The sequence below is a fragment of the Pseudomonas sp. Snoq117.2 genome (assembly GCF_900110545.1).
GTDB classification, from domain to species: Bacteria; Pseudomonadota; Gammaproteobacteria; order Pseudomonadales; family Pseudomonadaceae; genus Chryseomonas; species Chryseomonas benzopyrenica.
Genome location: NZ_FOED01000009.1, coordinates 78,146 through 98,120, shown reverse-complemented (window position 1 = coordinate 98,120; position 19,975 = coordinate 78,146). Strand labels below are relative to the sequence as shown.

18 protein-coding genes are annotated in these 19,975 nt (G+C 65.1%); 6 read left to right on the top strand and 12 right to left on the bottom strand.

What is annotated here, in order from left to right:
- Positions 1-49: 49 nt before the first annotated feature.
- From BMZ43_RS19880 to BMZ43_RS19870, 3 genes are read right to left on the bottom strand one after another with little or no spacing between them, the layout of a single operon-like run.
- Positions 50-1,291 (bottom strand): lipoprotein-releasing ABC transporter permease subunit, encoded by a 1,242-nt coding sequence (locus BMZ43_RS19880; RefSeq protein ID WP_093256007.1) that lies wholly within the window; start codon positions 1,289-1,291, stop codon positions 50-52.
- 7 nt (positions 1,292-1,298) lie between these two features.
- Positions 1,299-2,000 (bottom strand): lipoprotein-releasing ABC transporter ATP-binding protein LolD, encoded by a 702-nt coding sequence (gene lolD / locus BMZ43_RS19875; RefSeq protein ID WP_026083696.1) that lies wholly within the window; start codon positions 1,998-2,000, stop codon positions 1,299-1,301.
- A complete protein-coding gene (locus BMZ43_RS19870; protein WP_093256004.1) occupies positions 1,993-3,243 on the bottom strand; it encodes a lipoprotein-releasing ABC transporter permease subunit in 1,251 nt (416 codons plus the stop codon). The genes lolD and BMZ43_RS19870 overlap by 8 nt, the downstream gene beginning before the upstream one ends.
- Positions 3,244-3,350: 107 nt before the next feature.
- On the opposite strand from BMZ43_RS19870, the gene BMZ43_RS19865 reads away from it, so the two are divergent.
- Genes BMZ43_RS19865 through BMZ43_RS19855 form a run of 3 tightly spaced genes read left to right on the top strand, consistent with a single transcriptional unit; the run spans position 3,351 to position 4,921 of the window.
- The gene (locus BMZ43_RS19865) at positions 3,351-3,902 is read left to right on the top strand and encodes a PilZ domain-containing protein (RefSeq protein WP_093256001.1); all 552 of its coding nucleotides are present in this window, start codon (positions 3,351-3,353) and stop codon (positions 3,900-3,902) included.
- Positions 3,899-4,189 carry a phosphodiesterase gene (locus tag BMZ43_RS19860; protein WP_093255998.1) on the top strand — a complete coding sequence of 97 codons (291 nt, stop codon included), beginning with the start codon at positions 3,899-3,901 and terminating at the stop codon, positions 4,187-4,189. Before BMZ43_RS19865 ends, BMZ43_RS19860 begins: the two co-directional genes overlap by 4 nt.
- Before the next feature lie 15 nt (positions 4,190-4,204).
- Positions 4,205-4,921, top strand: coding sequence for a glycerophosphodiester phosphodiesterase (locus tag BMZ43_RS19855; protein WP_093255995.1), 717 nt, complete (start codon positions 4,205-4,207; stop codon positions 4,919-4,921).
- 270 nt (positions 4,922-5,191) lie between these two features.
- Here BMZ43_RS19855 and sthA read toward each other — a convergent pair whose 3' ends face one another.
- Both sthA and BMZ43_RS19845 read right to left on the bottom strand, forming a co-directional pair.
- The gene (gene sthA / locus BMZ43_RS19850; protein WP_093255992.1) at positions 5,192-6,586 is read right to left on the bottom strand and encodes a Si-specific NAD(P)(+) transhydrogenase; all 1,395 of its coding nucleotides are present in this window, start codon (positions 6,584-6,586) and stop codon (positions 5,192-5,194) included.
- Positions 6,587-6,795: 209 nt separating this feature from the next.
- Positions 6,796-8,238, bottom strand: a complete 1,443-nt coding sequence (locus BMZ43_RS19845; protein WP_017639775.1) for a glyceraldehyde-3-phosphate dehydrogenase — start codon at positions 8,236-8,238, stop codon at positions 6,796-6,798.
- 154 nt (positions 8,239-8,392) lie between these two features.
- Here BMZ43_RS19845 and mfd point away from each other — a divergent pair, with 154 nt between their 5' ends.
- Positions 8,393-11,842 carry a transcription-repair coupling factor gene (mfd, locus tag BMZ43_RS19840; protein ID WP_093255990.1) on the top strand — a complete coding sequence of 1,150 codons (3,450 nt, stop codon included), beginning with the start codon at positions 8,393-8,395 and terminating at the stop codon, positions 11,840-11,842.
- A 45-nt stretch (positions 11,843-11,887) separates the two neighbouring features.
- On the opposite strand, the gene BMZ43_RS19835 is transcribed toward mfd, so the two are convergent.
- From BMZ43_RS19835 to BMZ43_RS19825, 3 genes are all read right to left on the bottom strand, one after another.
- Positions 11,888-12,628, bottom strand: coding sequence for an S-methyl-5'-thioinosine phosphorylase (locus BMZ43_RS19835; protein ID WP_093255987.1), 741 nt, complete (start codon positions 12,626-12,628; stop codon positions 11,888-11,890).
- 11 nt (positions 12,629-12,639) lie between these two features.
- On the bottom strand, positions 12,640-13,632 hold the full coding sequence (gene nagZ, locus BMZ43_RS19830) for a beta-N-acetylhexosaminidase (RefSeq protein WP_093255984.1): 993 nt from the start codon (positions 13,630-13,632) through the stop codon (positions 12,640-12,642).
- Between the two features lie 80 nt (positions 13,633-13,712).
- Positions 13,713-14,423, bottom strand: coding sequence for a TetR/AcrR family transcriptional regulator (locus tag BMZ43_RS19825; protein WP_017639779.1), 711 nt, complete (start codon positions 14,421-14,423; stop codon positions 13,713-13,715).
- Between the two features lie 236 nt (positions 14,424-14,659).
- Here BMZ43_RS19825 and lexA point away from each other — a divergent pair, with 236 nt between their 5' ends.
- On the top strand, positions 14,660-15,271 hold the full coding sequence (gene lexA / locus BMZ43_RS19820) for a transcriptional repressor LexA (RefSeq protein WP_026083698.1): 612 nt from the start codon (positions 14,660-14,662) through the stop codon (positions 15,269-15,271).
- Between the two features lie 184 nt (positions 15,272-15,455).
- On the top strand, positions 15,456-15,956 hold the full coding sequence (sulA, locus tag BMZ43_RS19815; RefSeq protein ID WP_017639780.1) for an SOS-induced cell division inhibitor SulA: 501 nt from the start codon (positions 15,456-15,458) through the stop codon (positions 15,954-15,956).
- A 63-nt stretch (positions 15,957-16,019) separates the two neighbouring features.
- On the opposite strand, the gene BMZ43_RS19810 is transcribed toward sulA, so the two are convergent.
- From BMZ43_RS19810 to BMZ43_RS19795, 4 genes are all read right to left on the bottom strand, one after another.
- Positions 16,020-16,256, bottom strand: coding sequence for a hypothetical protein (locus tag BMZ43_RS19810; RefSeq protein ID WP_007162387.1), 237 nt, complete (start codon positions 16,254-16,256; stop codon positions 16,020-16,022).
- 130 nt (positions 16,257-16,386) lie between these two features.
- Positions 16,387-16,905, bottom strand: a complete 519-nt coding sequence (locus tag BMZ43_RS19805) for a DUF6586 family protein (protein ID WP_017639781.1) — start codon at positions 16,903-16,905, stop codon at positions 16,387-16,389.
- A gap of 58 nt (positions 16,906-16,963) precedes the next feature.
- Positions 16,964-19,570, bottom strand: a complete 2,607-nt coding sequence (gene topA, locus BMZ43_RS19800; RefSeq protein WP_064309432.1) for a type I DNA topoisomerase — start codon at positions 19,568-19,570, stop codon at positions 16,964-16,966.
- 149 nt (positions 19,571-19,719) lie between these two features.
- A complete protein-coding gene (locus BMZ43_RS19795; protein WP_026083700.1) occupies positions 19,720-19,971 on the bottom strand; it encodes a DUF1653 domain-containing protein in 252 nt (83 codons plus the stop codon).
- Positions 19,972-19,975 lie beyond the last annotated feature (4 nt).

Sequence of the window (19,975 nt, the reverse complement as noted above, 5' to 3'; positions counted from 1 at the left end):
TCGGACACCAGAGGGCCAGGTGCAAGCCGCCACCGGGCCCGGCAGGAGATCAATCGTAGCGCAGTGCTTCGGCCGGCGAGGTGCGGGAGGCGCGCCAGGCGGGATAGAGGGTCGCCAGGAAACTCATACTCAGGGCGGCCACGGCGATCAGCACTACGTCTTCCAACTCCAGCCGCGACGGCAGGTTGCTGATGAAGTACATGTCGCCGCCGAACAGCTTGTGGCCGACCAGCCGCTCCAGGGCGGCGATCCAACTGCTGACGTTGAGCGCCGCGATGACGCCCAGCACACCGCCGATCAGGGTGCCGACCAGGCCGATCACCGTGCCCTGGACCATGAACACCGCCATGATCTGCCCGGGCGTGGCGCCCAGGGTGCGCAGGATGGCGATGTCGGCCTTCTTGTCGGCCACCACCATGATCAGGGTGGCGATGATGTTGAAGGCGGCCACGGCGACGATCAGCAGGAGCAGCAGGCCGATCATGGTCTTTTCCATCTGCATGGCCTGGAACAGGCTGCCCTGGGAGATCGTCCAGTCACGCGCCTGGTAGCCGTCGCCCAGGGCCTTGGCCACCTCACGGGAGATGCGCGGCGCCTGAAAGAGATCGTCCAGCGCCAGGCGGATGCTCTCTACCTGCCCCGGCTGCCAGCCCTTGAGCGGCGCGGCATCGGCGACGTTGATCAGCGCCAGGGAGGCGTCCAGCTCGGCGCCGACCTTGAAGGTGCCGACCACGGTGAAGCGGCGCAGCCGTGGGGTGATGCTGCCAGTGGCGCCCACTTCCGGGATGATCACCGTGACCTGGCTGCCCAGCTCCAGTTGGAAGCGTCGCGCGGCGATCTCGCCCAGCACGATGCCGAATTCACCGGGCTTGAGGGCGTCGAGACTGCCCTGGGTCATGCGTTCGCCGACGATGGACACGCGCTTTTCCTGGGCCGGATCGATGCCGTCCACCAGCAGCGGCTGCATGCGGCCACGCACCGAAAGCATGCCCTGCAACTGCGTATAGGGCACCGCCGCCAGTACATGGGGCTGCTGCTCGGCCTTGGCCGCCAGCGGGCGCCAGTCGTCCAGCGGCTGGGCGCCGCTGATGAAGGCATGGGGCACCATGCCGAGGATGCGGCCGCGCATTTCTTCCTGGAAGCCGTTCATCACCGACAGCACCAGGATCATGGCCAGCACGCCCAAGGCCAGGCCGAACATGGAGACCAGCGAGAAGAAGGAGATGAACGACTTGCGCCGCTTGGCGCGGGTGTATCTCAGGCCGATGAACAGCGAAAGAGGTCTGAACATGACGACCTCAGACCTGCCGGGCCGGCGTGGCGTCGACCAGATGGCCTTCGTCCAGGCGCAGCATCCGGTCCATCTGGCCAGCCAGCACCTGGTCGTGGGTCACCACCAGGAACGCCGTGCGCAGCGACGTGGACAGCTCCAGCATCAAGTCCTGGATCCCATGGGCGGTGTGCTGGTCGAGGTTGCCGGTGGGTTCGTCGAGCAGCACCAGCTTGGGCTGGTTGACCAGGGCCCGGGCGATGGCCACGCGCTGGCGCTCGCCACCGGACAGCTCGGCCGGCTTGTGACCCAGGCGATGGCCGAGGCCGACCCGTTCCAGCAGCTTGGCCGCGCGCTCACGGGCTTCGCCGATGGAGGCCTTGCCGATCAGCAAGGGCATGCAGACGTTTTCCAGGGCACTGAATTCGGGCAGCAGGTGGTGGAACTGGTAGACGAAGCCCATGGCGCGATTGCGCAAGAGGCCGCGGGCCTTCTCGTTCAGCGCCGACAGCTCCTCGCCGTCTAGCCAGACACTGCCGCTGCTGGGGGTATCGAGGCCGCCGAGCAGGTTGAGCAGGGTGGTCTTGCCCGACCCCGAGCTGCCGACGATGGACACCCGCTCGCCCGGTTGCAGGGTCAGCTGGACGTTGCTCAGCACCTCGACGGTCTGGGGGCCTTCCTCGTAGCGCTTGCCCAGGTCCTGGCAACGCAAAACGGCTCGATCATTCATAACGCAGGGCCTCGGCGGGTTGGGTACGGGCGGCGCTCCAGGAGGGATAGAGCGTGGCCAGGAAGCTCAGGGCGAAGGACGCGCCGCAGACCAGCAGAACGTCGTGCAACTGCAGCTGCGCCGGCAGGTAGTCGATGAAATACACCTCGGCGTTGAGGAACTGGTGCCCGGTGACCCGCTGCACCCAGGCCAGCGCGGCGCTGACGTTGAGCGCGGCGAGCACGCCCAGCAGGCAGCCGATGGCGGTGCCGATGACGCCGATGAAGGTCCCCTGGACCATGAACACCGCCATGATCTGCCGGGGCGTGGCGCCCAGGGTGCGCAGGATGGCGATGTCGGACTTCTTGTCGGTCACCACCATTACCAGGGTGGAGACGATGTTGAAGGCGGCCACGGCGACGATCAGCAGCAGCAGCAGGCCGATCATGGTCTTTTCCATGCCGATGGCCTGATAGAGATTGCCATGGGTGCGGGTCCAGTCGCGGGCGTACCAGTCGTTGCCGGGCAGCTGGCGGGCGATGTTCCAGGACACGTCCGGCGCCTGGAACAGGTCGTGCAGCTTGAGGCGCACACCCTGCACCGCGTTCGCCGGCCAGCGCTGCAGGCGCGCGGCGTCTTCGATGTCGATCAGGCCCACCGAGCCGTCCAGTTCGCCGGCGCCGACGCTGAAGATGCCCACCACGGTGAATCTCTTCATGCGCGGAAACATACCGGCGGGGGTCACGGCCACTTCCGGAGCGATGTAGGTGAGCTTGTCACCGATCTTGACGCCCAGTTTTTCGGCGGCCAGGGAGCCGATGATGATGCCGAATTCGCCCGGCTTGAGGTCGTCGAGCCTCCCCTCGCGCATGAAGCTGGCGATGATCGAGACCTTGGATTCCTCGGCCGGGTCTATGGCGTTGAGCAGTACCGTCTGCACCGCCTTGTCGTGGGCCAGCATGCCCTGCAACTGGGTGAAGGGCGCCACCGCGGCCACCTGGCTGTTCTGCAGGGCCAACTCGCGCACGCTGCGCCAGTCGGTGACCGGCTGGTAGGACTCCACCGTCGCATGGGGAATCATGCCGAGGACGCGATCGCGCATCTCGCGGTCGAAGCCGTTCATGACCGACAGCACCACGATCATGACGACCACGCCGAGGGCCAGGCCGATCATGGAGGTGAGCGAGATGAAGGAAACGAAATGATTGCGGCGCTTGGCGCGGACGTAACGCAGGCCAAGGTAGATCGGCAGGGGTCTGAACATAGGCTCGCTTGCACGGCGGAAAGACGTAGGCGCCCTGCGGGTTGGACGGCGACACCGTGCCGGCTCGCCGGCTACACTCGGGGCCATCACCCACGGAGCGGCCCGACATGACCACCCCAGACGCGCGTGAACGGCGGGAATACTATCGCATCACCGACCGTATCGCACTGCAAATCAGCCCTGCCGACGGGGTCCCCGGCGAGACCGCGCCGCTGTTCGCACTCCTGAGCGAACTGCATCAGCTGGAATTCGAATCTCGTCACCTGCTGCGCAATCTGGACGAGCGCGATCGCGCCGTCACCGCCTGCCTGCGCCTGGTGCACAAGCGCCTCGACCTGCTTGGCCAGGCCTTTACCTGGAATCTGCTGCACGACAGCGGCGCCACTCGCGACGTGGTGCTGTCCGAAGGGGGCCTGGCCTTCGTCGATGCCGAGCCCTATGCCCTGGGCACCCGGCTCGACCTGCGCATGGCGCTGCCACCCCAGGGCCTCGGCCTGCAGGTGCTGGCCGAGGTGACCGGTTGCCAGGCCGTCAGTGGCGGATACGAGATCGGCACCAGCTTCATCGACCTGGAAGACGCCCAGCGCCAGTTGCTGGCGCGTCATGTCCTGCGCCAGCAGGCCCGAGTACGCCGCGCCGACCGTGGAGACGAGGCGTGAAACGCCCCTGGCTGGCCGCCCTGCTGCTCGGTACCGCCCTGCCCAGCTGGGCCGAGACCCTGCAGATCCCGCTGGGCCAGCAGGGCCAGGCCGACACACCGCTGCCCTTGCGCGGCGACAGTCGCAGCCAGGTGCTGGAGCGCTTCGGCCTGCCCGACCAGGAGCATCCTCCGGTCGGCCGCCCGCCCATTCGCCGCTGGGACTATCGCGATTTCAGCGTCTACTTCGAAAACGATCGGGTGCTGGATGCGGTTCGTGAACCGCGTCGCCCCGCCCCTTCACCCTAGCGTCTAGGAGCCTTCATGACCCTCATCTATGGACACCGCGGCGCCCGCGGCGAAGCCCCGGAAAACACCCTGGCCGGTTTCGAGCTGTGCCTGGAACTGGGCGTCAGGCGCTGCGAGCTGGACCTGCACCTTTCCCGTGACGGCGAACTGGTGGTGATCCACGACCCGACCCTGAAACGCACCACCGGCCGGGGCGGCAAGGTCAGCGAAAAGGCCGTCGCCGATCTGGTCGCCCTGGATGCCCGCCAGGGTGGCCCGGTCTGGCCACGCCCCAGCCCCATCCCGATCCTGCGCGAGCTGTTCGAGAAGTGCCCCTTCGAACACTGGCAGCTGGAAGTGAAGAGCGCCTCGCGGGTGCGAGCGGCGCAGACCGTGAAGGCCATCGCCCAGCTGGTCGAGGAATTCGGCCTGCAGGAGAAGATCACCGTGACCAGTGCCTCGCGTGAGGTCCTGGGCGCCCTGCAGCGCGATACCCCCCATCTGGCCCGCGGTCTGGTGGCGGAATACGCCTGGCTGGATCCGCTCAAGGTGGCCGCCCACTACGATTGCCACCTGCTGGCGCTGAACTGGACGCTGTGCACCCCGGAGCGGCTGCTCAAAGCCCAGCGGCAGGGACTGCACGTCTCGGTCTGGACGGTGAACGACGCCAGCCTGATGCGCCGTCTGGCCGACTTTGGCGCGGACAGCCTGATCACCGACTTCCCAAGCCTGGCGCAGCGGACGCTGGGGTAGGACCTGACGAATCGAGTCCGGGCATCGTTGGGCTTCGCTGTGCTCAGCCCAACATACGGGTGCCGCATGGGATCGTAGGTTGGGCTGAGACGGCTCCATCGTCGAAGCCCAACGGCCCGCGTTGAACCCAGGCATCGTTGGGCTTCGCTGCGCTCAGCCCAACCTACGGCTACTCGCATTATCGCGGCCATGGGCCGCTCCTACAGAAGCATCACACCCTGTAGGAGCGGCCCATGGCCGCGATTGTGTCGGCGAGTAAAGCCGTCTTGGTCAAAACAACCGATTCAAGCCATCGAAAGCCGCCACCCGATAGGCTTCGGCCATGGTCGGGTAGTTGAAGGTGGTGTTGACGAAATAGCGGATGCTGTTCGCCTCGCCTTCCTGGTTCATGATCGCCTGGCCAATGTGCAGGATCTCCGAGGCCTGGTCGCCGAAGCAGTGCACGCCAAGCACCTGCAGGGTCTCGCGGTGGAAGAGGATCTTCAGCATGCCCACTGGTTCGCCGGAGATCTGCGCCCGCGCCATGCTCTTGAAGAAGGCCTTGCCGACCTCGTAGGGCACCCGCTCCTGGGTCAGCTCACGCTCGGTCTTGCCCAGCGAACTGATCTCGGGAATGGTGTAGATGCCGGTGGGGATGTCGTTGACCACCCGCCCATTGTTGTCGTGCAGGATATTGTCCGAGGCCGAACGCCCCTGATCGTAGGCGGCACTGGCCAGGCTCGGCCAGCCGATGACGTCGCCCGCCGCATAGATGTTGGCAACCGAAGTCCGGTAATTCTCGTCCACGGTGACCTGGCCACGACTGTTCACCGAGATGCCCACGTTCTGCAGCCCGAGCTGGTCGGTGTTGCCGGTCCGCCCGTTACACCACAGCAAGGCATCGGCGCGCAGCTTCTTGCCGGACTTCAGGTGCAGGATGACGCCGTTTTCCTGGCCTTCGATGCGCTCGTATTCCTCGTTGTGACGAATGAGCACATTGTTGTTCTGCAGGTGGTAGCTCAGGGCGTCGGAGATCTCGTCATCGAGGAAGCTGAGCAACTGATCGCGGTTGTCGATCAGGTCGACCAGTACGCCGAGGCCGCTGAAGATGGAGGCGTATTCGCTGCCGATCACCCCGGCGCCGTAGATGATCAGCCGGCGCGGCGTGTGGGTCAGCGACAGGATGGTGTCGCTGTCGTAGATGCGCGGATGGCTGAAGTCCACGTCCACCGGGCGATAGGGCCGCGAGCCGGTGGCGATGACGACCTGCTTGGCCACCAGGCGCTCCAGATCGCCACGCAGGTTGACGATCTCGATGGTGTTCTCGTCGGCGAAGCTGGCGGTACCGAAGAACAGGTCGACCCGGTTGCGTGCGTAGTAGCCGGTACGGGATGACACCTGACGGGCGATCACCCGCTCGGCGCTGCGCAACACGTCGGGAAAGGAGAACCAGCGTGGCTCGCCGATGGAGCGGAACATCTCGTTGGTGTTGAACTGGATGATCTGCTTGACCGAATGGCGCAGGGCCTTGGAGGGAATGGTACCGAGATGGGTGCAGTTGCCGCCGACCACCTGGCGATTGTCCACCACCGCCACGCGGCGGCCATTCTTGGCGGCGTTCATCGCCGCGCCCTCGCCTGCCGGTCCCGAACCCAGTACCACCACGTCGTAGCTATAGACCGCCATGCTTTCTCCTCAGAAGGTTAGCCGTCCGCAGGCGACGGCTGGAGCCGGATCGCCTCGCGAGAGGCCAGATCCGGCGCGAGATCGCCCCAGGGGGCTGCGACCTCTTGTCACGGGCCGCTATTGTGGCGCAAAACCTGACCAAAACGAAAACGGGAGCCGCCTGGGCTCCCGCTTTTTCTTGCAAGTCAGCCTTGCCTAGGACGCAAGACTCAGGCCGGGAAGGCCGGCGGATTGACCCCCGCCATCTCTTCCAGCACCCGCACGACCTGACAGCTGTAGCCGAACTCGTTGTCGTACCAGACGTAGAGCACGACGCGGTTGTCGCTGACGATGGTGGCACCGGCGTCGACCACGCCCGCATGGCGGGAGCCGACGAAGTCGCTGGAGACTACTTCCGGCGAGTTCACGAAGTCGATCTGCTTGTGCAGCGGCGAGTGCAGCGCCATTTCACGCAGGTACTCGTTGATCTCGTCCTTGCTGGTGCCGTTCTCCAGGTTCAGGTTGAGGATCGCCATGGAGACGTTGGGCGTCGGCACGCGGATGGCGTTGCCGGTCAGCTTGCCAGCCAGTTCCGGCAGCGCCTTGGCCACGGCCTTGGCGGCGCCGGTCTCGGTGATGACCATGTTCAGCGCGGCGCTGCGGCCACGGCGATCGCCCTTGTGGAAGTTGTCGATCAGGTTCTGGTCGTTGGTGTACGAATGCACGGTCTCGACGTGACCGTTGACGATGCCGTACTTGTCGTTGACCGCTTTCAGGATCGGCACGATGGCGTTGGTGGTGCAGGACGCCGCGGTAACGATGGTGTCTTCGGCGGTGATGGTGTCATGGTTGATGCCATGCACGATGTTCTTCAGGCTGCCCTTGCCCGGTGCGGTCAGCACCACGCGGGAGACGCCCTTGCACTTGAGGTGCTGGCCCAGGCCTTCGGCATCGCGCCATCTGCCGGTGTTGTCGACCACGATGGCATCCTGGATGCCGTACGCGGTGTAGTCGACGGTGGTGGGATCGTTGGAGTAGATCACCTTGATCAGGGTGCCGTTGGCGCACAGGGTGCTGTTGGCTTCGTCGACGGTGATGGTGCCGTCGAAGGAACCGTGCACGGAGTCGCGACGCAGCAGGCTGGCACGCTTGACCAGGTCGTTGTCGGCGCCCTTGCGCACGACGATGGCGCGCAGGCGCAGGCCGTCGCCGCTACCCTGGTGCTCGATGAGGATGCGCGCCAGCAGGCGGCCGATGCGACCGAAGCCGTAGAGTACGACGTCCTTGCCCTTGCGCTGCTCGACGCCCTGCTTGCCGACCACGGCGGACAGCTCGCTGCGCAGGAAGTCCTTAAGGTCGCGACCGGCACCCTCGGCCTTGAACTTCAGGCTCAGGCGGGCCAGGTCGATGGAGGCGGCGCCCAGTTCCAGCTCGCTCAGGGCCTTCACCAGCGGGTAGGTGTCCTGCACGGACAACTCGACGTTGTCGATCTGGCGGGCGAACCGGTGGGCCTTGAGAATGGAGATCACCGAACGGTTGACCAAACCGCGACCGTAAATCGAGGTCACAACATTGTTGTTACGGTACAGCTGACCAATCAGGGGAATCATGGCCTCGGCGAGCGCTTCGCGATCGATCCATTCTTCAAGGCACTGCTCAGGCTTCTGACTCACGACAAATCCTTCCCTATGTAGGAGCTGAAAAAAGGAACTACATTATGACCGCGCTGCCTCTCCCAGGCAATCGACGCGCGTCGCTGCACTGACAGCGCGAAAGCCCGGTCGTTACAATCCAAACCCTCCCAAAATCCACCGGAGTTCCGCCCGCGTGTCAGTTTTGCGTACCCCGTCAATTCCTGAAACCGCCGGCCGCCAGCAGTGGGGCAATCTGCCCGGCGCCGCGCTAGCCCTCGCCATCGCTGAAGCCGCCAAGGCCGCGACTCGCCGCTTCACCCTGCTGATCACCCAGGACAGCCAGACCGCTGATCGCCTGGAGCAGGAACTGCGCTTCTTTGCGCCCGAACTGCCAGTGCTGAATTTTCCCGATTGGGAGACGCTGCCCTACGATGTCTTCTCGCCGCACCAGGACATCATCTCCCAGCGCGTCGCGACTCTTTATCGGTTGCCGGAGCTCTCCCACGGTATTTTGGTAGTCCCTCTGGCGACCGCCCTACACCGCCTGGCACCCACGCGCTTCCTGCTCGGCAGCAGCCTGGTGCTGGACGTCGGCCAGCGGCTGGACGTGGAAGCCACCCGCGCGCGCCTGGAAGCAGCCGGCTATAGATATGTGGATACGGTGTACGAACATGGCGAGTTCGCCGTGCGCGGCGCCCTGATCGATCTCTTTCCCATGGGCAGCAACCTGCCCTACCGGATCGACCTGTTCGACGACGAGATCGAGACGCTGCGCACCTTCGATCCGGAGACGCAGCGTTCCATCGACAAGGTCGACAGTATCCGCCTGTTGCCGGCGCGGGAATTCCCACTGCATAAGGAAGCCGTGACCGGCTTTCGCGCGCGATTCCGTGAGCGCTTCGACGTCGACTACCGTCGTTGCCCCATCTATCAGGATCTCGCCAGCGGCATCACCCCGGCGGGCATCGAGTACTACCTGCCGCTGTTCTTCGACGAGACCTCGACGCTCTTCGACTATCTGCCGGCCAACACCCAGGTGTTTTCCCTGCCGGGCATCGAACAGGCCGCCGAGCAATTCTGGACCGACGTCCGCAATCGCTACGAAGACCGCCGAGTCGATCCGGAGCGACCCTTGCTGCCGCCAGCCGATGTCTTCCTGCCGGTGGAAGACTGTTTCGCCCGGCTGAAGGCCTGGCCGCGGGTGGTCATCGGTGCGGACGATCTGGAATCCGGTGTGGGCCGCGAACGTTTTACCGCGCGGGCGCTGCCGGATCTGGCCATCGATGCCAAGGCCAGCCAGCCCCTGGCGGCGCTGGAGCACTTCATCACCGACTTCCCCGGTCGCGTGCTATTCACCGCGGAAAGCGCCGGTCGCCGCGAGGTGCTGCTGGAATTGCTGGCCCGGCTGAATCTGCGCCCTGGCCAGGTCGAAGGCTGGGCAGCCTTCCAGGCCAGTGCCGAGCGCATCGCCATCGCCCTGGCGCCGCTGGACGAGGGCCTGGTGCTGGATGACGCCGGTGTCGCCCTGATTCCGGAGAATCCGCTGTTCGGCCAGCGCATCATGCAGCGCCGCCGCCGCGAGAAAGGTCGTGACGCCGGCGAGAACGTCATCAAGAACCTCACCGAGCTGCGCGAAGGCGCGCCGGTGGTGCACATCGACCACGGCGTGGGCCGCTACATGGGTTTGATCACCCTGGAGCTGGACGATCAGCCCCAGGAATTCCTGCTGCTCGAATACGCCGACGACGCCAAGCTCTATGTGCCGGTGGCCAACCTGCACCTGATCGCCCGCTACTCGGGCACCGACGATGCCCTGGCGCCGCTGCACAAGCTGGGTTCCGAAACCTGGCAAAAGGCCAAGCGCAAGGCCGCCGAGCAGGTGCGCGACGTCGCCGCCGAGCTGCTCGACATCTATGCCCGCCGCGCCGCGCGCAAGGGCTATGCCTTCAAGGACCCGGCGGTGGACTACGCCACCTTCTCCGCCGGCTTCCCCTTCGAAGAGACGCCGGACCAGCAGGCCGCCATCGAGGCGGTGCACAAGGACATGCTGGCGGGCACGCCCATGGATCGTCTGGTCTGCGGCGACGTGGGCTTCGGCAAGACCGAGGTGGCCATGCGCGCGGCCTTCATCGCCGTGCACGGTGGACGCCAGGTGGCGGTGCTGGTCCCCACCACCCTCCTCGCCCAGCAGCACTACAACAGCTTCCGCGACCGCTTCGCCGACTGGCCGGTGCGGGTCGAGGTGATGAGCCGCTTCAAATCGGCCCAAGAGGTCGCCGCCGCCGCGCGCGAGCTGGCCGACGGCAAGATCGACATCATCATCGGCACCCACAAGCTGTTGCAGGGCGATGTAAAGTTCAAGGATCTCGGCCTGGCCATCATCGACGAAGAACACCGCTTCGGGGTACGCCAGAAGGAACAGCTCAAATCGCTGCGCAGCGAGGTGGACATCCTCACCCTCACCGCCACGCCGATTCCGCGCACCCTGAACATGGCCGTGGCCGGCATGCGCGACCTGTCCATCATCGCCACCCCGCCCGCACGGCGCCTCTCGGTGCGCACCTTCGTCATGGAGGAGCAGAACGCGGTGATCAAGGAAGCCCTGCTGCGCGAACTCCTGCGCGGCGGCCAGGTGTACTTCCTGCACAACGAGGTCAAGACCATCGAGAAGCGGGCCCGCGAGCTGGCCGAATTGGTGCCCGAGGCACGGGTCGGCATCGGCCACGGGCAGATGCGCGAACGCGATCTCGAACAGGTGATGAGCGACTTCTACCACAAGAGATTCAACGTGCTGGTGGCCTCGACCATCATCGAGACCGGTATCGACGTCCCCAACGCCAACACCATCATCATCGAGCGCGCCGACAAGTTTGGCCTGGCCCAGCTGCACCAGCTACGCGGCCGGGTCGGTCGTAGTCACCACCAGGCCTATGCCTACCTGCTCACCCCACCGCGTAAGGGCATGACCCCGGACGCCGAAAAGCGGCTGGAAGCCATCGCCGGTGCCCAGGACCTGGGGGCCGGTTTCATCCTGGCGACCCACGACCTGGAGATCCGTGGTGCCGGCGAATTGCTCGGCGAAGGCCAGAGCGGCCAGATCCAGGCGGTAGGTTTCACCCTCTACATGGAAATGCTGGAGCGCGCGGTCAAGGCCATCCGCAAGGGCGAGCAACCCAACCTCGAAAAACCCCTGGGCGGCGGTCCGGACATCAACATGCGCGTCCCCGCGCTGATCCCGGAAGACTATCTGCCCGACGTCCATGCGCGGCTGATCCTTTACAAGCGTATCGCCTCGGCGGCGGACGAGGACGCCCTCAAGGAATTGCAGGTGGAGATGATCGACCGCTTCGGGCTCCTGCCGGAACCGACCAAGAACCTGGTACGCCTGACGCTGCTCAAGCTGCGTGCGGAGGGCCTGGGCATCGTCAAGGTGGATGCGGGACCCCAGGGCGGGCGGCTGGAATTCGCCGCCGATACCCAGGTGGATCCGCTGGTGCTGGTGAAGATGATCCAGGCGCAGCCGAAGAAGTATCGACTGGAAGGCGCGACCCTGTTCAAGTTCCAGGTGCCGATGGAGCGGGCGGAAGAACGCTTCAACGTCCTGGAAGCCCTCTTCGATCGCCTGACGCCCGCCGCCAGCTGAGCGAAGAGCCGCTCCCGGGTCATCCTGGGAGCGGCTCGGGTGCTATCAGCCCGTCAGCACCTCGGCCAGCACCTGCCGGACCTCGTCGATGCCGCTGGCGAGGACGGCTTCGATCTCAGCCATGGTGATTTCCCGCTGCACCTTGCCGGCGGCCGGATTCACCACCAGCGCCAGGCAGGCATAGGGCAGGCTCAGTTCCCGGGCCAGGGCCGCTTCCGGCATCCCGGTCATGCCGACGATGTCGCAGCCGTCGCGCTCCAGCCGGACGATTTCTCCCGCCGTTTCCAGGCGCGGCCCCTGGGTCGCGGCATAGACGCCGTGGTCGCTATGCGGCAGTTGCAGCGTGCGCAGTGCAACCAGCAGCCGCTGACGCAAGGGCTCGTCGTAGGGAAAACTGAAGTCGATGTGGGTGACATGGTCGAGGTCCGCGCCTTCGAAGAAGGTATGGCCACGCCCCCAGGTGTAGTCCACCAGCTGATGGGGCACGCACAGATGGCCGCTGCCCATGGCGGCGTGAATGCCGCCCACGGCATTCACCGCGAGGATGGCCTCGGCACCGGCCTCCTTGAGCGCCCAGAGGTTGGCGCGGTAGTTGACCTGGTGCGGTGGAAGGCGATGGGGATGGCCATGGCGCGCCAGGAACAGCACCTCGCGGCCAGCATAGCGACCGCGCTGCACGGGGGCCGACGGCACTCCCCAGGGCGTTTCGAAGGTCTGGGCCTGGTCCAGCTCCAGGCCGGCGAGCGCGGTGAGGCCGGTGCCTCCGATGATGGCGTAGGTAGTCATGGATACGTCCTCTAGATGAGTTCAGCCTGGCGCAGCCGCTGCAGGGCAAGACTCCACTGCGGTTGTTGCCGATAATCGAGATCGACGTGGCGACGGGCCCTCATGCTGGCCAGCCGTGGCGCGGGCGAGACGCCCAGCTGCTGTACCCGGGTCAGGGCCAGCTCGGCCGCCGCGCGATCGTTGCAGACCAGTCCCATGTCGCAACCAGCGCTGAGGGCCGCTTCGACGCGCTGACCGGCATCGCCGGCCACATGGGCACCGGCCATGGACAGGTCGTCGCTGAAGATCACCCCCTGGTAATCCAGTTCGCCGCGCAGGATTTCCTGCAGCCAGCGTCGGGAAAAGCCGGCCGGCTGGGGATCCACGGCAGGATAGATGACATGGGCGGGCATGACGCCACCCAGCGCTGGCAGCAGCGCCTGGAACGGGCGCAGGTCGGTGCGCAGCAGGGTGTCCAGATCGCGCTCGTCGGTGGGAATGGCATAGTGGGAATCGGCTTCGGCCCAGCCATGCCCGGGGAAATGCTTGCCCGTGGCGGCCATGCCGGCGTCACCCATGCCGGCGATGAAGGCACCGCCCAGCCTGATCACCTGCTCGGCAGCGCCGAAGGAGCGCAGGCCTATGACCTGACTGCGCCCATGGTCGACGTCCAGCACCGGAGCGAAGCTGAAGTCCAGCCCCACCGCCAGGATCTCGGTCGCCATGATCCAGCCACAGAGCCGGGCCAATTCCAGGCTGTCCGCGCGACCGCCCAGCTGCCCCATGGCCGGCAGCCGTACCACGTCGCGGCGCAGGCGCTGCACGCGACCGCCTTCCTGGTCCACGGCCAGCAACAGCTCCGGGCGCACCGCGCGGATCGCGCGGCACAGTTCGCGGACCTGCCCCGGGGTTTCGATGTTGCGGGCGAACAGGATCAGTCCGCCCACCTCTGGCTGGCGCAGCAGCTGACGATCCTCGGCGGTGAGCCAGGTGCCAGCGATATCGACCATCAGGGAGCCTTGCATGGGTACCTCGTCCGAATGCTCCGGCGCATGGCGCCGTGAAAGGGACGCAAGCTTACCCCAGCCACCCTCGATGCCGCAGCCTAGTAGGTCTCGGCCGTCTCCACCGCGACTGGCCGCCGCGGCCGATACTGGGCCTGGGCCAGCTCCGGTGCATGCATCGCCGTCGGCGCCCGCATGCCGGTGGCGAGGAAGGGGACCATCAGCCGCAGCACCTGGTCGGTGTGGGTATCGACGCCGAAATCGTTCTCGCCGATCGCCCGCAGTGCCTTGATGCCGGACATGCTGAACACCGCCGCGCCCAGCATGAAGTGGGCGCGCCAGAACAGCTCCAGGGGCGGAATCTCGGGCACGGCGCGGTTCACCAGCAGCAGGAAGCGGCGGAAGGCACGCCCATAGGTCTGTTCCAGGTATTTGCGCAGGTGGCCTTGGCTCTGGCTGAACGCCAGACCCAGCAGACGCATGAACACCGAGAGGTCATTGCCATGCCGTGGCTTGATGGCCAGGGAGTGGTCCACCAGCAGATTCAGCAGCGCCTCCAGGCTCACCTCTTCCCCGTTCTTCGGCTGCCACTGATCCAGATCCCGCTCCAGGTTGAAGCAGAAGGGATCGAGAAAGCGCGAGAACACCGCCTGGATCAGGGCCTTCTTGGAGCCGAAGTGATAGTTGACGGCCGCCAGATTGACCCCGGCGCGGGTGGTGATGAGTCGCAGCGAGGTTTCGGCAAAGCCGCGCTCGGCGAACAGTTGCTCGGCCGCATCCAGAATGCGCTCCACGGTATCCGACTGCGCCATGACCTTCCTCGATAGATGAATTTCCGTTTGAAACATATGTTTCAAACGCTATCCAAGTCAATCGCAGTTCGGGCGGTGAGCCTGACCTGAAAGCGCTGGAGCACTCGTCCTTCCGCTGTTTGCGGGCTATTTGCCACCAATCCGGCCTGTCGTCCGAAGCCGGGCCAGGTGCCCTTGCCTACCACCTGGAGTTACTGTATATAATCACAGCATCATTAGACGACGCGACGTGCATCATGCTGAAACTGACACCGCGACAAGCCGAGATCCTGGCCTTCATCAAGCGTTGCCTCGAAGCCAATGGCTTTCCGCCTACCCGCGCGGAGATCGCGCAGGAGCTTGGTTTCAAATCGCCGAATGCGGCCGAGGAGCACCTCAAGGCCCTGGCCCGCAAGGGCGCCATCGAGATGACGCCGGGCGCCTCTCGTGGCATCCGCATCCCGGGGCTGGATACCACGCGCAAGGCCGACGAGAGCCTGCCAGTCATCGGTCGGGTCGCCGCGGGCGCCCCCATCCTGGCCGAGCAGAACGTCGAGGAAAACTGCGCCATCAACCCGGCCTTCTTCCAGCCCCGTGCCGACTACCTGCTCAAGGTCAAGGGCATGAGCATGAGAGACGTCGGCATCCTCGATGGCGACCTCTTGGCCGTCCATGTGACCCGTGAGGTGCACAATGGCCAGATCGTCGTGGCCCGGGTGGGCGACGAAGTCACCGTGAAGAGATTCAAGCGCTCGGGCAACCAGGTAACCCTGCTGGCGGAAAATCCCGAGTTCGCCCCTATCGAAGTCGATCTTTCCACCCAGGAATTCGCCATCGAAGGGTTAAGCGTTGGCGTCATCCGCCGCTAACGTCTAGGGCTGGCCTGCGGGCCAGCCTCTTGTCACCGCTATTTGCCTTACGCCGAAGTCTTGATCGGGGGTATCGGTTCGCGCTCCGAAAAAGCGCTCAAGACCAGGCTGAGCACAGTGACGTCATGTATCCGTGGTACATGACGTCAAGTGGATTTGATCGAGTCGCCTCCAGGAGGTCGCCATGCAATTTCCCCTGATGTTCGATGCCCCGCGTTCGTTGGTTCAAGAGCTGGACCTGGCACCTGAGCTCCTGCTGCAGGAGCTGACCGCCTTTCTGCCCAAGGCCGGCAAGCCGGCCCGGGAGCTGCCGGCCGCCCCGCTGCCGGACACCTTCAGCGAGATGTCCCTGCACGGTAGCCAGGAACAATGCCTGCAGTTGCTGGCGCCCATCCTGCGCCAGCTGAGCGACAAAGACGATGCTCGCTGGCTGACCCTGGTCACGCCGCCGTCGCTGCTCAGCAACGCCTGGTTGCGCAGTACCCATCTGAATCCGGAACGGGTGCTCCTGCTGCAGACGCCGAGCGCGGCCAAGACGCTGCAACTGGCCTGCGAGGTGCTGCGCAAGGGGCAGAGTCATACGGTGATCAGCTGGCTGCACGACCTCAGCGATGCGGGCAAGCAGCAACTGGCACGCGCCGCGGCCCAGGGCAATAGCCAGAGTCTGAACGTCAGATTCGCCTAGGCAGCGGGCAGGAAGGGATGTAGCGGCGGCATTCCCGCACGGAATGCCGGATCAGGCGGAGAGTCAGTGCAGGACGCGGGGTTGATCGTCACGCTGAAGGCTGTCGCCTTCGGCCAAGCGACCCGCCATCTGCACGCCCAGGTTGAACATGGCCTTGGCCACCTCTATCTGCTGTCCATGCAGGAAATCCTTGGCATCGCTGGAAAACTCAAGGGTCACGAGGGCTTCCTCGTCGTCCGCACGGCGCAACACGATGCGACCATCGGAGAGTTCAACGATTTCCAGGTAGGCAGTAGTCATTCAGTATCTCCACAGCTAAGCGGATAGTGTAACAGCGTGGGGTCTGGGAGGCTGACTTGCCTGAGCCTTTTTCGACGGTCTGCAAGGCCATCGTCCTGACGGCCTCTGCGGCATGCTAGCTGGACGGCTCCTACCACTCGGTCATGGCACCGCGGAATCTGAGCGCCGTCTGCTTGAGACTTTCGCGCCAGGCTTCCACTTCTTCAAGACCCAGTTCCGGCTCGGCCGGTTCCAGGCTGACCGCTTCGATGAGGGCCAAGGTCGGGTCCTGCTTGGGCCGCCGCGGCGCCTGGGGCGGTTGCAGCAGCCGCTGGTATTCGGCGATCAACTGCGCCAGCCAAGTCTCCGAATTGCCAGCCAGCTCCACCAGTTCACCCATTTCCGGACTGGGCGCCTCGTTCAAGGCGTCGGGTGAGAGCAGGACGGCGAGCGACGTGGCTTCCATGGTGGGATGACGGTAGAAGCCTGCCACCTCCTGACAGAGCCCCAGCAGGGCGCCATGCAGGTGAAACAGGCAGGCCTCGCGCTCGGCCATGATGCGGCCCTGGCTTTGTGCGGAGGGTGCCGCCTGAGCCGAGCGCCAGCTGTCCAGCGCCAGACCGGCGAAATAGAGCTTCTGGTTGGTGCGGGTGTAACGCTCGTTGGCCATGCCCTTCTCCTCAGGCCGGCTCACGCCGACCACCTGTCTCGCGCCGGAGCCAAAGGCCCTAGCGCTTCTCTTCCACCTGCCACTTCTTGCCGTCGTAGAAGGCCTTCCAGCCGGTGGGCTTGCCCTCGACCTCGGTCTGCACGTACTGCTCCTTGGTCTTGCGGCTGAAGCGGATCACCGCCGGGCGGCCTTCGGCGTCCTTCACCGGGGCACTCAGCAGATAATGGTACTTGGGATCGATCTCGTCGCGATGGGGCAGCAGTTCACTGACCAACGGCGCACGGGTCTCGCGATTCTTCGGGAAGCCACTGGCGGCCAGGAACAAGCCCGACGCCCCGTCGCGCAACACATAGGTGTCGTCGACCTTTTCGCAGCGCAGCTCAGGCATGGGCACGGCGTCCATCTTCGGCGGCGCCGGCTCGCCGTTCTTGAGCAACTTGCGGGTGTTCTTGCAGGCCGGATTGGTACAGCCGAAGAATTTGCCGAAACGGCCGGTCTTGAGCTGCATCTCGCTGCCGCACTTGTCGCATTCCAGCGACGGGCCTTCGTAGCCCTTGATGCGATAGCTGCCCTCTTCGATCTCGTAGCCCGGGCAGTCCGGATTGTTGCCGCAGACGTGAAGCTTGCGATGCTCGTCGATCAGATAGGCGTCCATCGCGGTGCTGCAGATGGGGCAGCGATGCTTGCCACGCAGGACCAGCGATTCGGACTCACCCTCGTCGTCTTCGGCGATCTCGTCACCCGGCACCAGGTTGATGGTGGCCTTGCAGCGTTCCTTGGGCGGTAGGGCATAGCCCGAGCAGCCGAGGAAGACCCCGGTGGAGGCGGTCCGGATCATCATCGGCCGGCCGCAGAGCTGGCAGGGAATGTCGGTCAGGGTGGGCTGATTGGCCCTCATGCCCTTCTCGCCCGCTTCGGCGCTCTCCAGCTTCTGCTTGAAGTCGCCATAGAATTCGTCGAGCAGATTCTTCCAGTCCCGCTCGCCCTGGGCGACGTTGTCCAGATTGCCTTCCATGTTGGCGGTGAAGCTGAAGTCCATCAGGTTGGCAAAGCTTTCGTTGAGGCGATCGGTGACGATGTCGCCCATCTTCTCGGCATAGAAACGGCGATTGTGCACCGTCACGTAGCCGCGATCCTGGATGGTGGAAATGATGGCAGCGTAGGTGGACGGCCGGCCGATGCCGCGCTTCTCAAGCTCCTTGACCAGGCTGGCTTCGGAGAAGCGGGCCGGCGGCTTGGTGAAGTGCTGGCTCGGGTCGAGCTTGACCAGGCCGAGGTCCTCGCCCTGCTTCATCTCCGGCAGGACGTCGTCGTCACCCGGCTTGCTCTGCTGGGGCAGGACACGGGTGTAGCCGTCGAACTTGAGGATGCGGCCACGGGCACGCAGCTCGAAGTCGCCCGCCGCGGCGGTCACCGTGGTGGACAGGTATTCGGCCGGCGGCATTTGGCAGGCCAGGAACTGGCGCCAGATCAGTTCGTACAGGCGCTCGGCGTCCCGCTCCATGCCCGACAGGCTGTTGGGCTTGACGTTGACGTCGGAGGGGCGGATGGCCTCGTGCGCTTCCTGGGCGCCTTCGCGACTGCCGTAGACGTTGGCCTTTTCCGGCAGGTACTGCTTGCCGAATTCACTCTCGATGTAGCCACGGGCCATGGCGATGGCATCGCCCGACAGGTTGGTCGAGTCGGTACGCATGTAGGTGATGTAGCCGGCCTCATAGAGACGCTGGGCCATCATCATGGTCTTCTTCACCCCGAAGCCCAGGCGATTGCTCGCCGCCTGCTGCAGGGTGGAGGTGATGAAGGGTGCGGAGGGCCTGCTGCTGGTCGGCTTGTCTTCGCGCTTGGCGATGCGATAGGCGGCCTTTTCCAGCTTGGTCAGGGCGGCCTTGGCCTGGGCTTCGTTCAGCGGCTTGAAGGCTTCACCCTTCTCGCGCACCACTTCGAAACGCACCTGGGCCTTTTTCGGCGTGGCCAGGTCAGCGTGGATCTCCCAGTATTCCTCGGGGACGAAGGCGCGGATCTCGCGCTCGCGCTCCACCACCAGCTTGACCGCTACCGACTGAACTCGACCGGCGGACAGGCCACGGGCGATCTTCGACCACAGCAGCGGCGAGACCATGTAGCCGACCACGCGGTCGAGGAAGCGGCGCGCCTGCTGGGCGTTGACGCGATTGATGTCCAGTTCGCCGGGCTGGGAGAAGGCCTCCTGAATGGCCTTCTTGGTGATCTCGTTGAACACCACGCGCTTGTAGCGCGAGTCGTCGCCGCCGATGGCTTCCCGCAGGTGCCAGGCGATGGCCTCCCCTTCGCGGTCCAAGTCGGTCGCGAGATAGACGGTGTCGGCGTCCTTGGCCAGGCGGCGCAGTTCCTCGATCACCTTTTCCTTGCCGGGCAGGATCTCGTAGTGCGCCTTCCAGCCATGCTCGGGATCGACACCCATGCGGGCGAACAGCTGACGCCGGGCCTTTTCCTTGGGTGACAGCGCGGGCGCCTCGGCGGCGGTCTTGCGCGTCTTGGCGGCGGGCTCCTTGGCGGTGCCGGCGCCGCTGGTGGGAAGGTCGCGGATGTGGCCGATGCTCGACTTCACCACGTACTGGTTACCCAGATACTTGTTGATGGTCTTGGCCTTGGCCGGGGATTCCACGATGACCAGCGATTTACCCATGGGAGAGTCAGATTCCTGCTTGAAAGCGGTGAGCGAGCGAAAGGCGAGCGCCAATACGGCGGATGGAGGACCAGAACGACTTCAGTCTGGTGCGCCGGGGGCGGTCGGCCAACGCGGCACCGCTATATATAGTGGCGATGTCGGCAAGGTCAAGGCTGCGGCGTGGCATCCAGACCCAAGGGATCGGCTTCGACGCTGATCAGCGCGAAGCGCGGCACCTGCTCGCCATCGACCTGGACGCTCTCGCGAAACATGCTCAAGGGGCGGGCCCAGAGACCATATTCGCCATACAACGCCTGATAGATGACCAGCTCTTCCTCGGTCTCCGAATGCCGGGCCAGACCCAGCACCCGATACTGCTGACCCTTGTAGTGCCGGTAGAGTCCCGTCTGCAATGCCATGTTC